The following is a 20,268-nucleotide window of genomic DNA, read 5'->3' on the forward strand; positions in this document are numbered from 1 at the left end:
ACTGCCGCTCAACCATGCATTCGATCTTGCTCAGTTGGCGGCAAGTGGACTATACCTGTCGGCGTCTGCACAGCCGCTTCACAACGGCGCGCGGACGCGGGGGAGGGCGCACGTCCGCGGGGTCGCGAGAAGCGGCCTGCTATACGGTTCCCGGAACTCCTCCACTGCATCCGGTATGACGAAATGTGCACGACCCCAGCGCAACCGACCGCGGTGGCGGGACCCTTCGCCTGAGGCGAATTCACCATGGGTGACCGGTACACCGCCTGAGTCCTGTAGAAGGCGAGGACTTGAGCATGGGATCCACCTCAGGCCGCACGAATGAGGGCCTTGGCCGTCGCGATCTGATCAAGCGTTCTGCCGCACTCGGCCTGATCGCTGTTCCGACGATGAGCTTCCTGTCGGCCTGCGCGAGCAGCGACGGCGGAAGTGACGAGAAGGCCGAAAAGGGCACCAAGAGCGCGAAGAACCCGCTCGGTGTCAACGAGACCGCCGCTCTCGAGGTCGTCATCTTCAACGGCGGGTTCGGTGAGCAGTACGCCATCGACGCCGAGAAGAAGTACAACGAGGCCTTCCCCAAGGCGCCGAAGGTCAAGCACGCCGCGACCGAGAAGATCCAGTCGACGCTGCAGCCGCGCTTCAACGGCGGCACCCCGCCGGACCTCATCGACAACTCGGGTGCCGAGCAGATGGACATGGGCGTCCTGGTCGGCAAGAAGCAGCTGCTCGACCTCACGCCGCTCATGGACGCCCCGTCCTACGACGACCCGGCCAAGAAGGTCCGCGACACGCTGCGCCCCGGTGTCCTGGAGATGGGCCAGTTCGACGGCGACCCCGTCTGGATCATGTACTACGCGTACACGGTCTACGGCGTCTGGTACTCCCAGACCAACCTCGAGAAGCTCGACGCGACGTACCCGGAGAACTGGGACGACATGCTCGCGCTCTGCGAGAAGGCGAAGAAGAAGGGCATCGCCGGCTGGACCTACCCCGGCAAGTACCCGTACTACCTGCCCTTCTCGCTGTACCCCTTCATCGGCAAGATCGGCGGCCGCGAGGTCCTCGACAAGATCGACAACCTCGAGCCGAACGCCTGGAAGGACCCGGCCGTCAAGGCCGCGTTCGAGGCGTACTACGAGCTCTACAAGAAGGGCTACATCCTCAAGGGCACGCCCGGCCTGACCCACATCCAGTCGCAGACCGAGTGGACCAAGGGCAAGGCGCTCTTCATCCCGAACGGCTCGTGGGTGGAGAACGAGGCCGCCCCGACCACGCCGGACGACTTCAAGATGATGGTCGGCGCGCCGTCCAGCCTCGACTCGTCCGACAAGCTGCCCTTCGGCACCATCTGGGCGTCCGGCGGCGAGCCCTTCGTCGTCCCGGCCAAGGCGAAGAACCCCGAGGGCGCGATGGAGCAGCTGCGCATCATGCTCAGCGAGGACTCCTCGAAGAACTTCACCAAGTCGGTGAAGTCCCTCAGCGCCTTCAACGGCGGCACCGACGGGCTGACGCTCTCCACCGCCATGCAGTCCGGCGTCGACGTCCTCAAGACGGCCGGCGACAACGTGGTGAACCCGCGTCTGCAGGACTGGTACGTGAAGCTCCAGAAGGAGCAGATCGGCATCGCCGGCATCGGCGAGATGATGGCCGGCCGCGCGACCCCGGCGGAGACCATCAAGAAGATCCAGGCCTTCGCGGACGCGGCGGCCAAGGACCAGTCCATCAAGCACTACAAGCACCAGTGAGCAACCGTCACCAGCGGCGGCACCCGCTCAGAGATCGGGGTCGGTAAACGATGCAGCACGGCAAGTACCGGTTCATCGCGGGATTCCTCGTGGTCCCGCTGGCGTTGTACGCCATCTTCGTCATCTGGCCCTTCGCCCAGTCCATCTACTACTCGTTCACGGACTGGACCGGACTCAGCCCGGACTTCCGGATGGTCGGCTTCGACAACTACAGTCGGATGCTCGACGACGACATCTTCTGGAAGTCCCTGCAGCACAGTGTGCTGCTCGCCCTGCTGCTGCCGCTGGTGACGCTGGGCCTCGCGCTCTTCTTCGCCTTCATGCTCAATGTCGGCGGCCGTCGGCGCAAAAGCGCCGCGGTCGCCGGGGTGCGCGGCTCCTCCTTCTACAAGATCGCGTACTTCTTCCCCCAGGTCCTGTCGATCGTGATCGTGGCCCTGCTGTTCCAGTTCGCGTTCAACCCGTCGTCCGGAATGCTGAACGAGGCACTCAAGGCCGTCGGTCTCAAGAGCCTCCAGCCGGACTGGCTCGGCGACCCCGACCTCGCGCTCTACTGCGTGATGGTCGTCCTCATCTGGTCGACGGTCGGATTCTTCGTCGTCCTCTTCTCCGCCGGCATGGCGTCCATCCCGAAGGACTTCTACGAGGCGGCGCTGCTCGACGGCGCCAGCCGCATCACGACGTTCTTCAAGATCACGCTCCCGCTGCTCTGGGACACCGTGCAGTCGGGCTGGGTCTACATGGGCATCCTGGCGCTCGGCGTCGAGGCCTTCACCGCCGTCCAGGTCATGACGGTCGGCCCGGGAGGCCCGGACTACTCCACCACCGTCCTGCCGCTGTACGTCTACCAGACGGCCTTCCGGGACGCCCAGGCCGGTTACGCGACCACGATCGGCGTCGGTCTGCTCATCGTCACCATGCTCTTCGCGGGCATCGTGATGCGACTGGGCCGGCGCGAGCGGCTGGAGTTCTGATGCCGGGCCCCTCACGGCACGGCGACCGGACGACCGGCGGCAGGCAGAACAGTTCGGTCCCGGTGGCCGGCTCGACAGTTGTACGAGGTGAGCACGCATGAAGGTCACTGAGACCCCTCCCGCCGTCCCGGCCCAGCGCTCGCCGGTGACGAAGACCGGCGCTCCCGCAGGTGAGACGGCGAAGAGCAGCGAGGGCAAGGTCCTCAACGTCTTCTCGCACGGAGTGCTCATCATCTGGGCGGTGCTCGTCGTCATGCCGCTGCTCTGGGCGGTGATGGCGTCCTTCAAGACGGACGACTCGATCCTGTCGACGCCCTGGTCGCTGCCGGACAAGCTCCACTTCGAGAACTGGTCGCGCGCCTGGAACCAGGCGCACATGAGCGACTACTTCCTCAACACCATCATGGTGGTGGGCGGTTCGCTCATCGGCACGCTGCTGCTCGGCTCGATGGCGGCGTACGTGCTGGCGCGGTTCGACTTCCCGGGGAACCGGTTCATCTACTTCCTCTTCATCGGAGGGATGAGCTTCCCGATCATCCTGGCGCTGGTCCCGCTGTTCTTCGTCATGAACAACATGGGGCTGCTGAACTCGGTGCACGGACTGATCCTGGTCTACATCGCCTACTCGCTCCCGTTCACGGTCTTCTTCCTCACCTCGTTCTTCCGGACCCTGCCGACGTCGATCGCGGAAGCGGCCATGCTCGACGGGGCCTCGCACAGCCGCACCTTCTTCCAGGTGATGCTGCCGATGGCCAAGCCCGGCCTGATCAGCGTCGGCATCTTCAACTTCCTCGGCCAGTGGAACCAGTACATGCTGCCGACGGTGCTGAACACCGACCCGGACGGCAAGGTCCTCTCCCAGGGCCTGGTCGAGCTGGCCACCAGTCAGGGGTACAAGGGCGACTGGTCCGGTCTCTTCGCCGGTCTGGTGATGGCGATGCTGCCCGTGCTCCTGGCCTACATCGTCTTCCAGCGGCAGGTCGTCGCCGGTCTGACGGCGGGGGCGCTCAAGTAGGACCACGACGGGACGATCTCCCGCCGCTCACGCACACAGGAAGGCCGCGCCCCGTGAGGGGCGGGGCCTTCCTGCGTGTTCGTGGGCAGGGGGACGGGTGCCGAGGCGCCGCCCGTTCCGGATTCCGGGGAGACGGAGGGCTCCAGTCCCGCATTCCGGAACTTCAAACATGGTTCGCGTACTGGTTCGGCACCGGTCCGGGTGCGGGAGCGTCACAAGATCTGGTCCGTACCAGGCATACGTACCGCACCCGCTCGAAGGGGACTTGATCCGCCGTCGGGTGTGGATGAAGGTGGACGCCGGGTCACTTCGGTGACTTCAACAAGCGCTTACTGAGCGGCTGTTGGTACGGGGGCCAAGGGGGGCACCGCGTGGGCGGCGGGCGGCGGATCCATCATCCGTCGCGTGGCCGACGCGCGTAGACCGGCATGCGCCGAAACAAGAACTCTCTCCTTGCAGCGCTCCCGGACGTCTTCCTCCGGTCCCGTGAAAGGGGAGTTCATGGCTGACGAGATGGTGCTTCGCGCCCAGAGATTCATCAACACCACGTACGGCAACGGCGCGACCCTCGGCATGTCGAAGCTCGACGAGAACGGCCGGACCAGCTGGACTGTGATGTACGCCCTGACCCGGGCCCTGCAGTACGAGATGGGCATCGGGTCGCTCTCCAACAACTTCGGCGACGGCACCCTCGCCGCGATCGCGTCGAAGTACGGCAAGCTGGACGCGAGCACGGTCCCCTCCGCGAACTTCTGCCGGATCCTCCAGTCCGCCCTGTACTGCAAGGGGTACGACGGCGGTGACATCGACGGCACGTACAACTCCCGTGTCCAGGCCGCCGTGGCGAAGCTGCACCAGAACATGGGCGTGGACGTCACCTACCCGGGCGGCGCCCTCTGGCCCAAGACCGTCAAGGGCCTGTTCAACATGGACGCCTACGTCACGGTCAACTCCGGGTCCGACACCATCCGCTCCATCCAGCAGTGGCTGAACGGGCGTTACGTCCTGCGCAAGGACTTCTACATCATCCCGTGCGACGGCCACCACTCCCGTGACGTCGCGAAGTCGATGCTGTACGCCATCCAGTACGAGCTCGGCATGGCCGACGGCACGGCGAACGGGGTCTTCGGCCCGGGCACGCAGACGGGTCTCAAGAGCCACACGCTGTCCACCGGCAGCTCCGGCGTGTGGGTCCAGCTCTTCACCGCCGGCATGGTGCTCAACAAGCGCCCCGTGGCCTTCTCGTCCTCGTTCACCTCCTCGCTGGCCTCCGCCGTCAGCACCTTCCAGTCGTTCATGCACCTCGCCGACAACGGCACGGCCGACTTCCGCACCTGGTCCTCACTCCTGGTCTCCTACGGCGACCAGACGCGGCAGGGCGAGGCCTGCGACGGCGTCACGAAGATCACCCCGGCCCGTGCGCAGGCGTTGAAGAGCGCCGGCTACAAGTACATCGGCCGCTACCTCTACAACCCGTCCACGACCGACCTGCCCGAGAAGGAGATCCAGCCCGGCGAACTCGCCACGATCAAGGAGTACGGGCTGCGCTGCTACCCCATCTACCAGACGTGGGCCCGGTCGGTGGACTACTACAGCCCGCAGCAGGGCGTCACGGACTGCGCGAACGCCGCGTACAAGGCCGAGGAACACGGGTTCAAGCCCGGCAGCCGGATCTACTTCGCGGTCGACTACGACGCGGTCGACGACGAGGTCACCTCGCACATCCTCCCGTACTTCAAGAGCGTGGCGGACCAGATGAGCCGGATGGGCAACCCGTACAAGATCGGTGTCTACGGCCCGCGCAACGCGTGTTCCCGCATCTCCGACGCCGGCTACGCGGGAACCAGCTTCGTCTCCAACATGTCCTCCGGCTTCTCCGGCAACCTCGGCTACGCGATGCCGGAGAACTGGGCGTTCGACCAGATCGTCACGAAGTCGATCGGGTCCGGCGACGGTCACATAGAGATCGACAACAACATCGCCTCCGGGCGGGACACGGGACAGGGCGACTTCGACGCGCCCCCGGCCCAGAAGCTCGACATCGGCTTCGACCTCTCCTACTGGGAGGCACTCGCCGACGAGGCCACCGAATACATGAAGTCCATCGGCAGAGGCGAGCAGTCGAACAACATCTACACCCGCAGGCAGTGCCTGGAGACGATCATGTCGCTCGACGACGTCATCACCTCCACCGCCCGCCGCTACCGGATGCGCAAGGCCCTCATCCAGACCACCGCCTTCTGGGAGTTCTGCCACTACGGGCAGGAGGACCTCATCAAGGACGGCGGCGTCGGGTTCTACTACACCGGCACCGTCCCCGACTGGGCCCAGAACCTCCCCGGTGTCTCCAAGGTTCAGGACAGCAGCACCGGCGTCGGCCAGATCCAGGGCCGCATCGGGATCCTCGCGTGGAACAACTCCATCAACGCGGGCCTCGCGGACGGAACGATCCTCGACCCCGCGGACGTCCGCCCGAGCCCGGACTCGGACCGGTACAAGATGTGGATCAAGCTCCTGGAGGACAACGCCTACAACGTCCGGACCGTCGCCCACATCCACATCTGGGGCGCCGACGGCAAGCAGGGTGACGCGGAGGAGATACCGCAGCGCCGCCCCGCCCTCGACTACACGCAGACCGAGATCTACGAGGTGCTCCGCCGCTACCAGGGCCCGGTGGAGCCCGCGTTCAGCGACGCGACCCTGCGGATGCCCCTCTACGCGATCTTCGAGAAGTACAACAGCGCTGTCCGGGGAGCCTGACGTTCCGTGTTCGCAGCATCAGACCCCTACCAGGGGCACAGCTTCACGGCGCTTCTGGCGATCCTGATCGCGGGAGCGGCGGCCTTGTGCGCCATCGCCGTACACCTGTGCTCGCGGCTCGCGCGGCGGAGCCGTCAGGCCCGTACCCCGGCGTCGACGTGGCGTGACGTCACGCTGCTGGCGTCGGCCGGCGCCCTCGCCCTGTACCTGTGGGGCTGCCTCCACCTGCTCCTGCTCGACCGGCAGGAACGCGGCACACGCTGCGCGTACGTCGACGGCGAGCTCCAGAGGCCGGGTGCCGAGGCGGCCACCGGAGACTTCATCCCGCTGCGGCTCGTGTGCCGCATGCCCGACGGCACCAGCCACACCGCCGTCGTCCCCGACTACATCAACCCGACCATCGCCGTACTGCTGCTGCTCGCCCTGGGAGCGGGGACCGTCTCCCTGCTGCTCCACCGCAAGCGGCAGGCGACCCAACGGAAGGCAGGCCGATCGTGATCCGTACCGAGATGTCCCGCAGACACGCACTCACCGTGGCGGCCGGAGTCACCGCCGCGAGCCTCGCCTCGGGCGGGGTTCTCGCCGCCCCGGCCGCCGCAGCCCCAGCCGTGACCGGCGCGCCGCCCCACCGGAACGACCGGCTGAAGAAGGCGCTCAGTGATCTGGCGGACCGCCGCCGGAGGCTCCTGACCGGCCGCCCGTCCGGGAACGGCTGGGAGATGCAGAAGGCCGTCGACGCGGAGGGCGAGATCGTCACGCACTCCGTGGCGGGCACGGGGCTGAGGGTCTCCCTGCGCGAGGGTGACGCCGCCACGCTGCTGCTGCACGTCGTCCGCCGCTTCCACTACGAGATCGACGCCCTGGGGCTGCCGGGTGAGCCGACGCCGATCCAGGGCTGGGTGGCCCCCGGGAAGGTGCGGGACACCGCCCGGCCGCGCTCCAACCAGGCGTCGGGGACGGCGGTGGTGATCAGGCCCGGCACCTACCCGCCCGGCGTGCGGGGCGGCCTGACCGCCGCGCAACAGCTCGTGCTCCGGGACGTCATCGCCGATACGGAGGGGCTCGTCCGCTGGGGCGGCGACGACCGGCCGGCGGACGAGGGCCTCTTCTACCTCGCGGTGGGGCCGGACGACACGAATCTGCCGGGCGTCGCCGCGAAGCTGCGGGCATGGCGGGAGACCCCCGGCAGGGGAGCCGGAGTCATCGTGGACGTGGCGGAGCCCACGCGGCGCCGCAGGGCCGAACGCTTCCGGTAGGCCGGAGGCGCCCACGGCCCGGGCCGGGTCACCAGCAGTGCCCGTGCGGGGCGGACGTCCATGCGTCCGCCCCGCACGGTCGTGAGCGGACGCGGAGACGTGCGCGGGGCAGCAGATGTGAGCGCGGGCGCGCCAGTCGGATCACGCGGACCAGCAAGTGCCGTGCGGGCCCTGCCGGTTGGGGTGGACGGCCCGGTCGGCCGCGCCCGCCCCGCCGTTCACGGCGTGAACTGCCGCCGCCGACCGACGGCCTGTGCGGCCGGCCGCCGCGAGCCCCCGACGGCGTTGTGCGGCAGGGTATTTCGGCGGCGGCGGCCGGAAGCCGGTGGAACCACCGGCCGGGCGGCGGGGTTCGGCGACCCCGCAGAACACGCCTGCGGACGGCGAATCACCGTCTCCTGCGCGTGCTCCCCGCAAGGCCCTGCGGGTTCGTGCGGACAGCGGTCGAAGGCGTCGGCGGGCCGCGGGAGTGAGGTGCTCGTCGGAGGCCCCCACTGCTCAGGTCTTGACGGGGGGCACCCCAAAACGCTCAGCTTAGGGTTCACATGTTAGAGAAAACGGCAGGAGTGAGTGAGTCGATGGAGACTCCGGGGTCGCAGACATCTCTGCATCGGGCCAATCTTGAGCGGGTCGTGCGTGCCGTAAGAATGGCGGGGTCCCTGACCCAGGCCGAGATCGCCAGAAGCACCGGCCTCTCCGCGGCCACTGTCTCCAACATCGTGCGCGAACTCAAGGACGGCGGCACGGTCGAGGTGACGCCCACCTCGGCCGGCGGGCGCCGTGCCCGCAGTGTCTCCCTCAGTGGGGACGCAGGAATCGTCATAGGGGTCGATTTCGGGCACACCCACCTCCGGGTGGCGATCGGCAACCTCGCCCACCAGGTGCTGGCCGAGGAATCCGAGCCGCTGGACGTCGACGCCTCGTCCGCGCAGGGCTTCGGCCGGGCGGAACAGCTGGTCAACCGTCTCGTCGAGACCACGGGGATCAACCCCGAGAAGGTGATCGGCGTGGGGCTCGGCGTGCCGGGACCCATCGACGTCGAATCCGGAACCCTGGGCTCCACCTCGATCCTGCCGGGCTGGACGGGCATCAACCCGAGCCAGGAGCTCGCCGGCCGCCTCGGGGTCCCGGTGTACGTCGACAACGACGCCAACCTCGGGGCGCTGGGCGAGCTCGTCTGGGGCAGCGGCCGCGGGGTCAGGGACCTGGCGTACATCAAGGTCGCGAGCGGTGTGGGCGCCGGTCTGGTGATCGACGGGCACATCTACCGGGGCCCGGGCGGCACGGCCGGCGAGATCGGCCACATCACGCTCGACGAGTCGGGCCCTGTCTGCCGCTGCGGCAACCGGGGCTGCCTGGAGACCTTCACGGCCGCCCGGTACGTCCTGCCCCTGCTGATGCCGAGCCACGGCCCCGATCTCACGATGGACCGGGTGGTGCAGCTGGCCCGCGAGGGCGACCCGGGCTGCCGCAGGGTCATCGGGGACGTGGGCCGGCACATCGGCAGCGGGGTGGCCAACCTGTGCAACCTGCTCAACCCGAGCCGCGTCGTGCTCGGCGGATCCCTCGCGGAGGCGGGTGAGTTGGTCCTGGGGCCCATCCGGGACTCGGTCTCGCGCTACGCCATTCCCAGCGCCGCGCGGCAGCTCTCGGTGCTCCCCGGAGCGCTCGGCGGGCGGGCCGAGGTGCTGGGCGCGCTCGCCCTCGTACTCAGCGAGATGGGCGATTCGACCCTTTTGGAGAGCACTCTCCCCGCTGCGACCCCCGCCTTCACTTAGATAACGAATGGCACCGTTGTCATCTCGTTAAGTATTTACTCCTTGACGCTGGCGGCGCGGCCGAGTTGACTTCCAGCCACCTCGGCCGCAACGTCGCGGCCTCGTCAGGGAGGTTCGAAATGAACACGCGTATGCGTCGTGCCGCCGTTGCCGTTGCCGCCACCACCATGGCCGTCTCGCTCGCTGCTTGCGGGAGTGCCAAGGAGTCGGGCGACAAGGCCTCCACGGACTCGGGCAAGAAGGGCGACGACCTCAAGATCGGTCTGCTCCTGCCCGAGAACGTCACCGCTCGTTACGAGAAGTTCGACAAGCCGATCATCGAGAAGAAGGTCAGCGAGCTGACCGGCGGCAAGGCGGAGGTCGTCTACGCCAACGCCAAGCAGGACGCCACGCTGCAGGCGCAGCAGGTCGACACCATGATCACGAACAAGGTCGACGCGCTGATCATCGACGCCGTGGACTCCAAGGCCATCGAGAACAGCGTGAAGAAGGCCAAGGACGAGGGCATCCCCGTCGTCGCCTTCGACCGCCTCGCCGAGGGCCCGATCGACGCCTACACCTCCTTCGACAACGAAGAGGTCGGCCGCGCGCAGGGCAAGGCACTGCTGGAGGCCCTGGGCGGAGCCGCCAAGCCCACCATCGTCATGATGAACGGCGCCATCACCGACCCGAACGCCGCGCTCTTCAAGAAGGGTGCCAAGTCGGTCCTCGACGGCAAGGTGACCTACGGCAAGGAGTACGACACCAAGGAGTGGAAGCCGGAGAACGCCAACGCCAACATGGAGGGTGCGATCACCGCCCTCGGCAAGGACAAGATCGCCGGCGTCTACTCCGCCAACGACGGCATGGCGGGCGGCATCATCCAGGCCCTCAAGTCGGCCGGTCTCTCCAAGCTCCCGCCGGTCACCGGCCAGGACGCCGAACTCGCCGGTGTGCAGCGCATCGTCACCGGTGAGCAGTTCATGAGCGTCTACAAGTCCTACCCGCAGGAGGGCATCGTCGCCGCCGAGATGGCCGTCGCGCTCGCCAAGGGTGAGAAGCTCGACTCCATCGCCACGTCGAAGGTCGACAACGGCGGCACCAAGGGCATCCCGACGGTTCTCGTCCCGGTCATCTCGCTGACCAAGGCGAACATCAAGGACACCGTCATCAAGGACGGCATCTGGACGCTGGACGAGATCTGCTCGGCCAAGTACAAGGACGCCTGCGCGGCCGCGGGCCTGAAGTAGGCCCCATCCGCCCGGCACGGCCCTCCGGAGCCGCGTCGGGCGGACCCGAAGCCTGTCCGGCGCCCGGCCCACCAACTGTCCCGCTACCGGGCCGGGCGCCGGACGGAATGCTTCAGATTTCTCTCACTCTTCTGCTCAACCACCGCGCCTCCCCCCAGAGGCGCGGTATCCCCGCCGGGTCAGGCGGCGAAGGAGATGGTTCACGTGTCCGCTACGCCCGTGTTGGCGTTGCGAGGGGTCTCCAAGCGATTCGGTGCCGTCCAGGCGCTCACCGACGTAGAGCTTGAGGTCCACGCCGGTGAGGTGGTCGCCCTGGTGGGTGACAACGGTGCCGGTAAATCAACGCTGGTCAAGACGATCGCAGGTGTGCACCCCATCGATGACGGAGTCATCGAGTGGGACGGCCGCCCGGTCCAGATATCCAAGCCGCACGATGCCCAGAACCTGGGGATCGCGACCGTCTACCAGGACCTCGCGCTCTGCGACAACATCGACGTCGTCGGCAACCTCTACCTCGGCAGGGAGCTCCGCAAGTTCGGGATCCTCGACGAGGTCGAGATGGAGCGCCGCTCGCGCGAGCTCCTCAGCACGCTGTCGATCCGCATCCCCAGCGTCCGCATCCCGATCGCGTCCCTGTCCGGCGGTCAGCGCCAGACGGTCGCCATCGCGCGTTCGATGCTGGGCGAGCCCAAGCTCGTCATCCTCGACGAGCCCACCGCCGCACTCGGCGTCGAGCAGACCGCACAGGTCCTCGACCTCGTCGAGCGGCTGCGCGAGCGCGGTCACGCGGTCATCCTCATCAGCCACAACATGGCCGATGTGAAGGCCGTCGCCGACAAGGTCGCCGTCCTCCGGCTCGGCCGGAACAACGGGGTCTTCGACGTGAAGACCACCTCGCAGGAAGAGATCATCTCCGCCATCACGGGTGCCACGGAGAACGCCGTGACCCGACGTGCGGCGCGCAACGCGGAGGCCCAGAAGTGACAACCGACAAGACGTCCACGGCAGTGGTCAACCCGGAGGCGGCCAAGGGCGCCGACACCGTGGTCGACCCCCGGCTGCTCGTCCGCGAGCAGGGCCTCGCCGGATACCTCACCGAGTTCAAGCGCAAGATGCGCGGCGGTGACCTCGGCTCGATCCCGGTGATCATCGGCCTGATCATCATCTGCGTCGTCTTCCAGAGCCTGAACTCCGAGTTCCTCTCCGCGAAGAACGTCAGCGACATCGCGGTGACGATGGTGGCCACCGGCATGATGGCCGTCGGCATCATCTTCGTGCTGCTGCTCGGTGAGATCGACCTCTCCGTCGGCTCCGTCAGCGGTGTCGCCGGCGCGGTCGTGGCCGTGCTCAGCGTCACCCACGGGGTGAACGAGTGGCTCGCCGTCCTCATCGCGATCGCCAGCGGCGCGGTCATCGGCGCGATCCACGGCTTCTTCTTCGCCCGGATCGGCGCACCCGCCTTCGCCGTCACCCTCGCCGGCCTCCTCTTCTGGCTGGGCTTCATGCTCCAGCTGCTCGGCGACACCGGCACCATCAACCTGGACAGCGACGGCGTCATCGGCAAGCTGACCACGTACTACTTCGCGGACGTCGCGGCCGCCTACGGCCTCGCGGCCATCGCGGTGATCGGCTACTTCCTCTCCGCCTTCCTGGACACCCGCCGCCGTGAGGCCGCCGGCGTCCCGTCGCGGCCGGTCGTCGACATCGTGGTGCGCACCGTCATCCTGGCGCTGTTCGCCTTCGGCGCCGCGTTCATGTTCAACCAGTACCGCGGCCTCCCGCTGGCCCTGGTCCTCTTCCTCGTCGTCCTGGTCGGCACGGACTTCGTCCTGCGCCGCACCTCCTACGGCCGGAAGATCTTCGCGCTCGGCGGCAGCGTCGAGGCGTCCCGCCGCGCGGGCATCAACGTCACCGCGGTCCGGATCTCCGTCTTCGCCATCGCCGGCACCTTCGCGGCGATCGGCGGACTCTTCTGGGCCTCCAAGATCGCGGCGGCCAACCAGGGCTCCGGCGGCGGCGACCTCCTGATGAACGTCATCGCGGCGGCCGTCATCGGCGGCACCAGCCTCTTCGGTGGCCGGGGCCGCACCTGGAACGCCCTGCTCGGCGTCATGGTGATCGTCTCGATCCAGTACGGCCTCGCCCTCGAGGGCATCGCCACGCCGATCAACTACATGATCACCGGTGCTGTTCTTCTCATCACGGTCGTCATCGACTCCATCACCCGCAAGACGCAGAAGACCGCAGGCCGCGCCTGACCTTCGCACCTGCGGACATGTGCCCGGCATCCACAGCGATGCCGGGCACACGCGTGTCCGGCGCGACCCGGCGCGGCAGGGCTGAATGCGCCGCCCGATGACCGGGCCGCGCGGCGGAACATTAGACTCATCGGATCGACACGCTCGACCAGCTCTTACGCAAGGAGGCACGGGTGGACCTGCTGACCCGCATCGGGGGACCGCGCGACCTGGACCGGCTCGGCCTCGAGCAGCTCGACCAGCTCGCCGGGGAGATCCGCACCTTCCTCGTCGAGGAGGTGTCCAAGACCGGGGGCCACCTCGGCCCGAACCTGGGTGTCGTCGAACTGACCATCGCCCTGCACCGGGTCTTCGAGTCCCCGCAGGACAAGGTCCTCTTCGACACCGGCCACCAGAGCTACGTGCACAAGCTGCTCACCGGCCGGCAGGACTTCTCGAAGCTCAAGAGCAAGGGCGGCCTCTCCGGCTACCCGTCCCGCGCCGAGTCCGAGCACGACGTCATCGAGAACTCGCACGCCTCGACGGTGCTCGGCTGGGCCGACGGACTCGCCAAGGCCAACGAGGTCCTCGGCAAGGACGACCACGTCGTCGCCGTCATCGGTGACGGCGCGCTCACGGGAGGCATGGCCTGGGAGGCGCTGAACAACATCGCCGCCGCCAAGGACCGCCCGCTCGTGATCGTCGTCAACGACAACGAGCGTTCGTACGCGCCGACCATCGGCGGCCTCGCGAACCACCTCGCCACCCTGCGCACCACCGACGGCTACGAGCGCTTCCTGGCCCGTGGCAAGGACCTCCTGGAGCGCACGCCCGTCGTCGGCAGGCCCCTCTACGAGACCCTGCACGGCGCCAAGAAGGGCCTCAAGGACTTCATCGCCCCGCAGGGCATGTTCGAGGACCTCGGACTGAAGTACGTCGGCCCGATCGACGGCCACGACATCGAGGCCCTGGAGTCCGCGCTCCAGCGGGCCAAGCGCTTCGGCGGCCCCGTCATCGTGCACTGCCTCACCGAGAAGGGCCGTGGGTACACCCCCGCCCTCGAGGACGAGGCGGACCGCTTCCACGCCGTCGGCAAGATCCACCCGGACACCGGCCTGCCGATCTCGACCTCCGGTCTCGACTGGACGTCGGTCTTCGGCGAGGAGATGGTCAAGCTCGGACACGAGCGCGAGGACATCGTCGCCATCACCGCGGCCATGCTCCAGCCCGTCGGCCTCGGCAAGTTCGAGGAGGCCTTCCCGGACCGGATCTACGACGTCGGGATCGCCGAGCAGCACGGCGCGGTGTCCGCGGCCGGCCTCGCCACGGGCGGACTGCACCCCGTCTTCGCGGTCTACGCGACCTTCCTCAACCGCGCCTTCGACCAGGTCCTCATGGACGTCGCCCTGCACAGGTGCGGCGTCACCTTCGTCCTGGACCGGGCCGGTGTCACGGGCACGGACGGAGCCTCCCACAACGGCATGTGGGACATGTCGATCCTGCAGTGCGTGCCCTCCCTGCGCATCGCCGCCCCGCGCGACGCCGACCAGGTCCGCGCCCAGCTGCGCGAGGCCGTCGCCGTCGACGACGCCCCGACCGTCGTCCGCTTCTCCAAGGGCGCCGTCGGCCCCGCGGTGAAGGCGGTCGGCACGGTGGGCGGCATGGACGTCCTGCGCTCGGCGGGCACGGACGAGCCCGACGTCCTGCTGGTCTCCGTCGGCGCGCTCGCCCCGATGTGCCTGGAGATCGCCGCGCTGCTGGACGCCCAGGGCATCTCGACGACGGTGGTCGACCCACGCTGGGTCAAGCCCGTCGACGAGGCCCTCGCACCGCTGGCGGCGCAGCACCGGGTCGTCGTCACCGTGGAGGACAACAGCAGGGCCGGCGGTGTCGGCTCGGCCGTCGCCCAGTCCCTGCGCGACGCGGACGTGGACGTGCCGCTGCGTGACTTCGGCATCCCGCCGGTCTTCCTCGACCACGCCTCGCGGGCCGAGGTCATGTCCGAGATCGGCCTGACCGCCCCGGACATCGCCCGTCAGGTCACCGGTCTGGTGGCCAAACTCGACGGACGGTACGAGAGCCGGGCCGCCGAGCCCGTCCGCGACTGACCCACCGCACGGCCCGATGGGCCGGTCGGCCACTCCGCACGGGTGGTCCGACCGGCCCATTCGCGTGACACGGGGCCGCGCGGAGCGTGCCGGGGCGGCCGGTTCCGAATCATGGCGTGCACGACGAGTGCGTGGAGGTACGCCCGTGAGCACGCAGCATGACACGCCCCCCAGCGGGGGAGGGCTGTTCCGGACCAAGACGGTCGAACAGTCCATCCGCGATACCGAGGAGCCGGAGCACGCGCTCAAGAAGTCCCTCTCCGCTCTGGACCTCACGGTCTTCGGCGTGGGAGTCATCATCGGTACCGGGATCTTCGTCCTCACGGGCAAGGTCGCCAAGGAGACGGCGGGCCCCGCCACCGCCCTCGCCTTCGTCGCGGCGGGCATCGTCTGCGCGCTCGCCGCCCTCTGCTACGCCGAGTTCGCCTCCACCGTGCCGGTGGCCGGATCCGCGTACACGTTCGCCTACGCCTCGCTCGGTGAGCTGGTGGCGTGGATCATCGGCTGGGACCTGGTGCTGGAGTTCGCGCTGGGCACGGCGGTGGTCGCGGTCGGCTGGTCCGGCTACATCAGGTCGCTGCTGGACAACGCCGACTGGACCCTGCCCGACGCACTGTCCGGCCCGGACGTGGCAAGCGGCTTCGGCTTCGACATCCTGGCCTTCGCGCTGGTGCTGGTGCTGACCGTCATCCTGGTCCTCGGGATGAAGCTGTCGGCGCGGGTGACCACGGCGGTCGTCGCCATCAAGCTCGCCGTCGTCTTCATCGTGATCATCGCCGGCCTCTTCTTCATCAAGTCGGCCAACTACACCCCCTTCATCCCCGAGGCCCAGAAGCAGGAGGGCGGATCGGGCCTGGACGCCCCGCTGGTCCAGCTGATCTTCGGCTACGAGCCGACGAACTTCGGCGTCATGGGCATCTTCACGGCCGCGTCCGTCGTCTTCTTCGCCTTCATCGGCTTCGACGTCGTGGCCACGGCGGCCGAGGAGACGAAGCTCCCGCAGCGTGACATGCCGCGCGGCATCCTGGCCTCGCTCGTCATCTGCACCCTGCTCTACGTCGCCGTGTCCATCGTCGTCACCGGCATGCAGAACTACTCCGAACTCTCCGTCAGCGCACCGCTCGCCGACGCCTTCAAGGCCGTCGGACACCCCTTCTACGCGGGGGTCATCAGCTTCGGCGCGGCGGTGGGCCTGACCACGGTCTGCATGATCCTGCTGCTGGGCCAGACCCGCGTGTTCTTCGCGATGAGCCGCGACGGACTGCTCCCGCGGTTCTTCTCGGTCACGCACCCGCGCTTCGGCACGCCGTACCGCCCGACGATCCTGCTCGGCGTCATCATCGCGATCGTCGCGGGCTTCACCAGCATCAACGAGCTGGCGACCCTGGTGAACATCGGCACGCTCTTCGCGTTCGTCGTGGTCGCCCTCGGGGTGATCGTGCTGCGCCGCACCCGCCCCGAGCTCCACCGCGCGTTCCGCACGCCGTGGGTGCCCGTCCTGCCGATCGTCTCGGTGGCCGCCTCGGTCTGGCTGATGCTGAACCTGCCGGCGGAGACCTGGCTCCGGTTCGCGATCTGGATGGCGATCGGCGTGATCATCTACTTCGCGTACGGGCGCCGCAACAGCCGTATGGCCAAGAAGCGCTGACCCGTCAGTCGGGGCGCGAAGGCGGCAGCGGACGTACCGTGCGCGGTCCCGTGCACCTGGCTCCGTACGCCTCGACCCGCTGCCGCAGTCCCCGGTCGGCCGTGACCACGACGCAGTCGTGCGGGCCGGCCGGGTCGTCCGCCCACGCCGCCACCAGGCCGGCGATCAGGTCGTCGCCGCTGCCCCCGGCCGCCTCCACCCGGACCCCCGGCACGGACGCCACCCCGCGGGCCGCGCCCTCCACGACCAGCACCAGTTCGGCGGGACCCGGGACGCCCGGCAGGCCGTCGAGGGCGTACGGGACCAGAGAGTCCCGCAGCCGCTCGGCGGCCCCGCGCCGGTCCCGCCACCACTGGTCCGGGACGGACCCCACCACGTTGGCGGCGTCGACGACCACCAGAACCCGTTCGTTCGTCACCCCGTCAGGGTGACACGTGCTCAGCCGCCGGTCGCGGGGGACTTCTTCGCGGACTCCGGGATCGTGCCGTCCGAACGGATCGCCTTCCAGAGGTCACCGGCCTGCGGCTGCGCCGCCACGACGCGGTTCGGGTCCCGCTTGTCGTAGGCGACCGGCAGCATGATCGTCTCCATGGACGAGGGGTCGACACCGTTCATCGAGCGGGCGAACTCCGTGAGGGACGTCAGCGAGGCCAGCCCCTCGTCGGTGGTGAGCGACTTGGTGGCCGAGTTGGCGATCTTGTACGCCGTCGTCGGACTGCCCAGCAGGTCCTGCGACTTGATCTCGGTCAGCAGCGCGAACAGGAACTGCTGCTGCAGGCCGATCCGGCCCAGGTCGCTGCCGTCCCCGATGCCGTGCCGGGTCCGGACGAACGAGAGCGACTCTGTGCCGTCGAGCTTGTGCGTGCCGGCGGTCAGGTCGAGCCCCGACGCCTTGTCGCGGATCGGCTCCTTCACGTCGACGGTGACGCCTCCGATGGCGTCGACCAGGTCCTTGAACCCGGCGAAGTTGATCTCCATGTAGTGGTCGATGCGGACGCCGGACATCTTCTCGACCGTCTTCACCACACAGGCCGGACCGACCTGCGAGTACACGGAGTTGAACATGACGCGCTCGGCGGAGTCCATCGTGGAACCGTCGGCCTTGGTGCACTCGGGCCGCGTCACCAGGGTGTCGCGCGGGATGGACACGGCGACGGCCTGGGTCCGGCCCTCGGGTATGTGCACCACCATGGCGGTGTCGGAGCGGGCTCCGCCGACGGCGCCGCCCCCGCCCAGTTCCTGGTTCTCCGCCCCGGCGCGCGAGTCGGAGCCGAGGACGAGGAGGTTCTGGCCGGTGGTGGGCAGCTTCTCGGGCCGGTCCTCGCCGAGCGCCTTGTCGATGTCGACGCCCTTGATGTTGTTGTCGAGGTCCTGGTACATCCAGTACGCCGTGCCGCCGCCCGCGAGGATGAGCAGGGCGAGCACCCCGAGCGTGATCTTGAGGCCGCGCCGGCGCTTGCGCGGGCTTGCTCTGCGCTTCCGTCCGCCGCCATGGGACGCCGGACGGCCTTCCTGTGTGCCCTGGGACGTGGCGTCGTGACTCATCGTGGTCGAGTCCTCAATCTCGTGGCCCTTGGCCGGGCTGGGGAGTGCGTGGGACTCGGGTGGGGGGTGTGGCCGGTCCGTGTGTGCATGGCTGAGCGTGCACTATAGAACAGACGATCGTGCGCTCGGGCGTTTTGGCCCCGGATTCACAACCTGCGCGGCCCCGGCCGCCGTTCGGTCACGACCTGGTCGCCGGAGCACGGGCGGGGCTGCCGGATACCGCGTGCGGGGCGCCGCGCGGAGGGCCGGATCGGACGAATCGGTGCTGAGCATATGATGTTGCCGGTCGTGCGCGGGCAGGATGAGGAACCGGTGAAGCGGAGAGGGTGTTGCGGGTCATGCGGAGAAGGCGACCGGACTCCGCGGGCAACGCTCCCGCCCTCGCCCCCTCGTCCACGCGCCACGAGGTCCGCGGTACACCGCGCGGCCGGTGGATGCCCCTCGGCAAGGACGGAAGGCTCACCCTCTACGCCCGCACCGACGGCGGTCTGCTGCGCTGGACGCAGCGGAGCCCGGGCGGCGATCGCTGGGACGGCCCGGACTTCGTGCCGGTCGCGGACCTGACCGACCTCACCGTCGTCCAGGGCTCCGACGCGTACGTGCACTTCCTCGGGCGGCGTGAGCGTCAGGCTGCGGACGGGCCGGGTGTGGACTACGTGCACGCCGTCCAGTTCCAGACCGGTCGCCCGGTCACCGCGTGGCGTTCCCTCGGAAACTTCCACCGGGACCGTGAGACGGGCCGGCAGGCCGGAGTGCCCGCCGGGGCCGTCGACGGGCAGGGCACGGTCTACGTCTTCGCCCGCAACGCCGGCCGCGGTCTGCAGATGCGCCGGGAGGCGAAGGGCGGCAAGTGGGGCGCCTGGCAGGACCTCAAGGGAGCCGGGCTCGGCGCCGGGATCGTGCCGACGGTGACCTCGGACGGCCTCGTCGAGGTCTTCGTGCCCGGCGACCAGGGCGCGCAGCAATGGCGACAGGACGATCCGGACGGTCCGCTGCACAGCGTCCGGACGCCGTTGCAGTTCTACGCCCGGGAGGGCTCGGTGGCGGCGCTGGAGACGGCACCGGGGCGCCTCACCTACTACTGGACCGATGCGAACACGGCAGGGGTCGTGTCCTATCGGGCAGGGGGCTGGCCCGTGCCGGTGGGCGGCTACCCGGGGGACGGCGCCCTCGTGGCCCTGCGCACCCCGCTCGACGGATACGACTGCACGGTTCTCGCGCAGCGCGGGGCGGGCGGCACCCTGCTGCTCGGGGTCTGCACCACCGAGGGCGAGCAGGGCGGCGTCTGGTGGTCGGACACCACACAGGAGTGCGTCGGTGATCCCGCGCTCGCCCTCGACGGGCACGGCCGCGTGGTCGTGGCGGTGTCCGGCAAGGGTGGCGTCGTGTCCGTGGCCCGGCAGGAACCGGGCCCGGGGCTCACCCTCGCGCCGCACTGGCACCAGCTTTGACCTGACGGCACGCCGTGAGCCGGCCGCATGCTCCGGTCCGGCCGGCACGCCGTCAGGCCCGCCGGCCTCGAGGCGTCCTCCGGTCCGACCGCACTCCGACAGCCTCCTCCGGTCCGGGCCCACCCTGAGGCGCCCTCCGGTCCGGCCGCACTCCCAAAACCTCCTCAGGCCCGGGCGCACCCTGAGGCGTCCTCCGGTCCGGCCGCACGCCGTGGCCGGAAAACATCCTCGCGCGCACCGGCGGCGCTGTCCGTTCACCTCGATTCCATGTGTCGTTCCCGTGAAGTCGTAAAAGGTTGTATGAGTCTCCCGGTGGGATTCCTCACGGCTACATGTCGTACATCTGCACTTTTTTGGCTGGACACTGATCGGCTCTTTATGTGAAGGTTCTGTGACTTGCCCGCGACCGGGCAGGTGTGATCGCCGTGCGCGGCGGTCTTCATGGGGGATGACAGGTTTCGGTCTCGTACCGTCCGCCGTCCGGGCACGAGGTGGTGCCTGGCAGCGGCAGACGCTGGACCG

At 68.8% G+C, this 20,268-nt stretch carries 15 protein-coding genes; 13 read left to right on the forward strand and 2 right to left on the reverse strand.

Translation table 11 applies throughout. From position 1 onward, the window contains the following. Positions 1-296 precede the first annotated feature (296 nt). The 12 genes from ngcE to OHT61_RS25555 all read left to right on the forward strand — a co-directional run bounded on the left by ngcE (position 297) and on the right by OHT61_RS25555 (position 16,750). Complete coding sequence (ngcE, locus tag OHT61_RS25500; protein ID WP_329041418.1) at positions 297-1,745, forward strand: N-acetylglucosamine/diacetylchitobiose ABC transporter substrate-binding protein; 1,449 nt, start codon at positions 297-299, stop codon at positions 1,743-1,745. A 50-nt stretch (positions 1,746-1,795) separates the two neighbouring features. Next, positions 1,796-2,719 (forward strand): carbohydrate ABC transporter permease, encoded by a 924-nt coding sequence (locus OHT61_RS25505; protein WP_329041419.1) that lies wholly within the window; start codon positions 1,796-1,798, stop codon positions 2,717-2,719. A 97-nt stretch (positions 2,720-2,816) separates the two neighbouring features. Further along, positions 2,817-3,734, forward strand: coding sequence for a carbohydrate ABC transporter permease (locus OHT61_RS25510; RefSeq protein ID WP_329041421.1), 918 nt, complete (start codon positions 2,817-2,819; stop codon positions 3,732-3,734). 501 nt (positions 3,735-4,235) lie between these two features. Further along, positions 4,236-6,494 carry a glycoside hydrolase domain-containing protein gene (locus tag OHT61_RS25515; protein ID WP_329041422.1) on the forward strand — a complete coding sequence of 753 codons (2,259 nt, stop codon included), beginning with the start codon at positions 4,236-4,238 and terminating at the stop codon, positions 6,492-6,494. Between the two features lie 6 nt (positions 6,495-6,500). Then, the gene (locus OHT61_RS25520; RefSeq protein ID WP_329041423.1) at positions 6,501-6,992 is read left to right on the forward strand and encodes a hypothetical protein; all 492 of its coding nucleotides are present in this window, start codon (positions 6,501-6,503) and stop codon (positions 6,990-6,992) included. After that, complete coding sequence (locus tag OHT61_RS25525) at positions 6,989-7,750, forward strand: hypothetical protein (RefSeq protein WP_329041424.1); 762 nt, start codon at positions 6,989-6,991, stop codon at positions 7,748-7,750. The genes OHT61_RS25520 and OHT61_RS25525 overlap by 4 nt, the downstream gene beginning before the upstream one ends. A gap of 578 nt (positions 7,751-8,328) precedes the next feature. Further along, on the forward strand, positions 8,329-9,528 hold the full coding sequence (locus OHT61_RS25530; protein WP_329041425.1) for an ROK family transcriptional regulator: 1,200 nt from the start codon (positions 8,329-8,331) through the stop codon (positions 9,526-9,528). A gap of 119 nt (positions 9,529-9,647) precedes the next feature. Then, positions 9,648-10,757: a sugar ABC transporter substrate-binding protein gene (locus OHT61_RS25535; RefSeq protein WP_329041426.1), complete on the forward strand. Its 1,110-nt coding sequence runs from the start codon at positions 9,648-9,650 to the stop codon at positions 10,755-10,757. Positions 10,758-10,952: 195 nt separating this feature from the next. Continuing rightward, the gene (locus OHT61_RS25540) at positions 10,953-11,741 is read left to right on the forward strand and encodes an ATP-binding cassette domain-containing protein (RefSeq protein ID WP_124275349.1); all 789 of its coding nucleotides are present in this window, start codon (positions 10,953-10,955) and stop codon (positions 11,739-11,741) included. Beyond that, positions 11,738-13,015, forward strand: a complete 1,278-nt coding sequence (locus OHT61_RS25545; RefSeq protein WP_329041428.1) for a sugar ABC transporter permease — start codon at positions 11,738-11,740, stop codon at positions 13,013-13,015. The genes OHT61_RS25540 and OHT61_RS25545 overlap by 4 nt, the downstream gene beginning before the upstream one ends. Positions 13,016-13,188: 173 nt before the next feature. Further along, the gene (gene dxs / locus OHT61_RS25550) at positions 13,189-15,102 is read left to right on the forward strand and encodes a 1-deoxy-D-xylulose-5-phosphate synthase (protein ID WP_329041429.1); all 1,914 of its coding nucleotides are present in this window, start codon (positions 13,189-13,191) and stop codon (positions 15,100-15,102) included. Positions 15,103-15,247: 145 nt separating this feature from the next. Then, on the forward strand, positions 15,248-16,750 hold the full coding sequence (locus tag OHT61_RS25555; RefSeq protein ID WP_329041430.1) for an amino acid permease: 1,503 nt from the start codon (positions 15,248-15,250) through the stop codon (positions 16,748-16,750). Between the two features lie 4 nt (positions 16,751-16,754). On the opposite strand, the gene OHT61_RS25560 is transcribed toward OHT61_RS25555, so the two are convergent. Both OHT61_RS25560 and OHT61_RS25565 read right to left on the reverse strand, forming a co-directional pair. Further along, positions 16,755-17,168, reverse strand: a complete 414-nt coding sequence (locus tag OHT61_RS25560; protein WP_329041431.1) for an NTP pyrophosphohydrolase — start codon at positions 17,166-17,168, stop codon at positions 16,755-16,757. 20 nt (positions 17,169-17,188) lie between these two features. After that, the gene (locus tag OHT61_RS25565; RefSeq protein WP_329041432.1) at positions 17,189-18,295 is read right to left on the reverse strand and encodes an LCP family protein; all 1,107 of its coding nucleotides are present in this window, start codon (positions 18,293-18,295) and stop codon (positions 17,189-17,191) included. Positions 18,296-18,633: 338 nt separating this feature from the next. On the opposite strand from OHT61_RS25565, the gene OHT61_RS25570 reads away from it, so the two are divergent. After that, on the forward strand, positions 18,634-19,746 hold the full coding sequence (locus OHT61_RS25570) for a hypothetical protein (RefSeq protein ID WP_329041434.1): 1,113 nt from the start codon (positions 18,634-18,636) through the stop codon (positions 19,744-19,746). Positions 19,747-20,268: the final 522 nt, after the last annotated feature.

The sequence above is a fragment of the Streptomyces sp. NBC_00178 genome (assembly GCF_036206005.1).
Classification (GTDB): Bacteria; Actinomycetota; Actinomycetes; order Streptomycetales; family Streptomycetaceae; genus Streptomyces.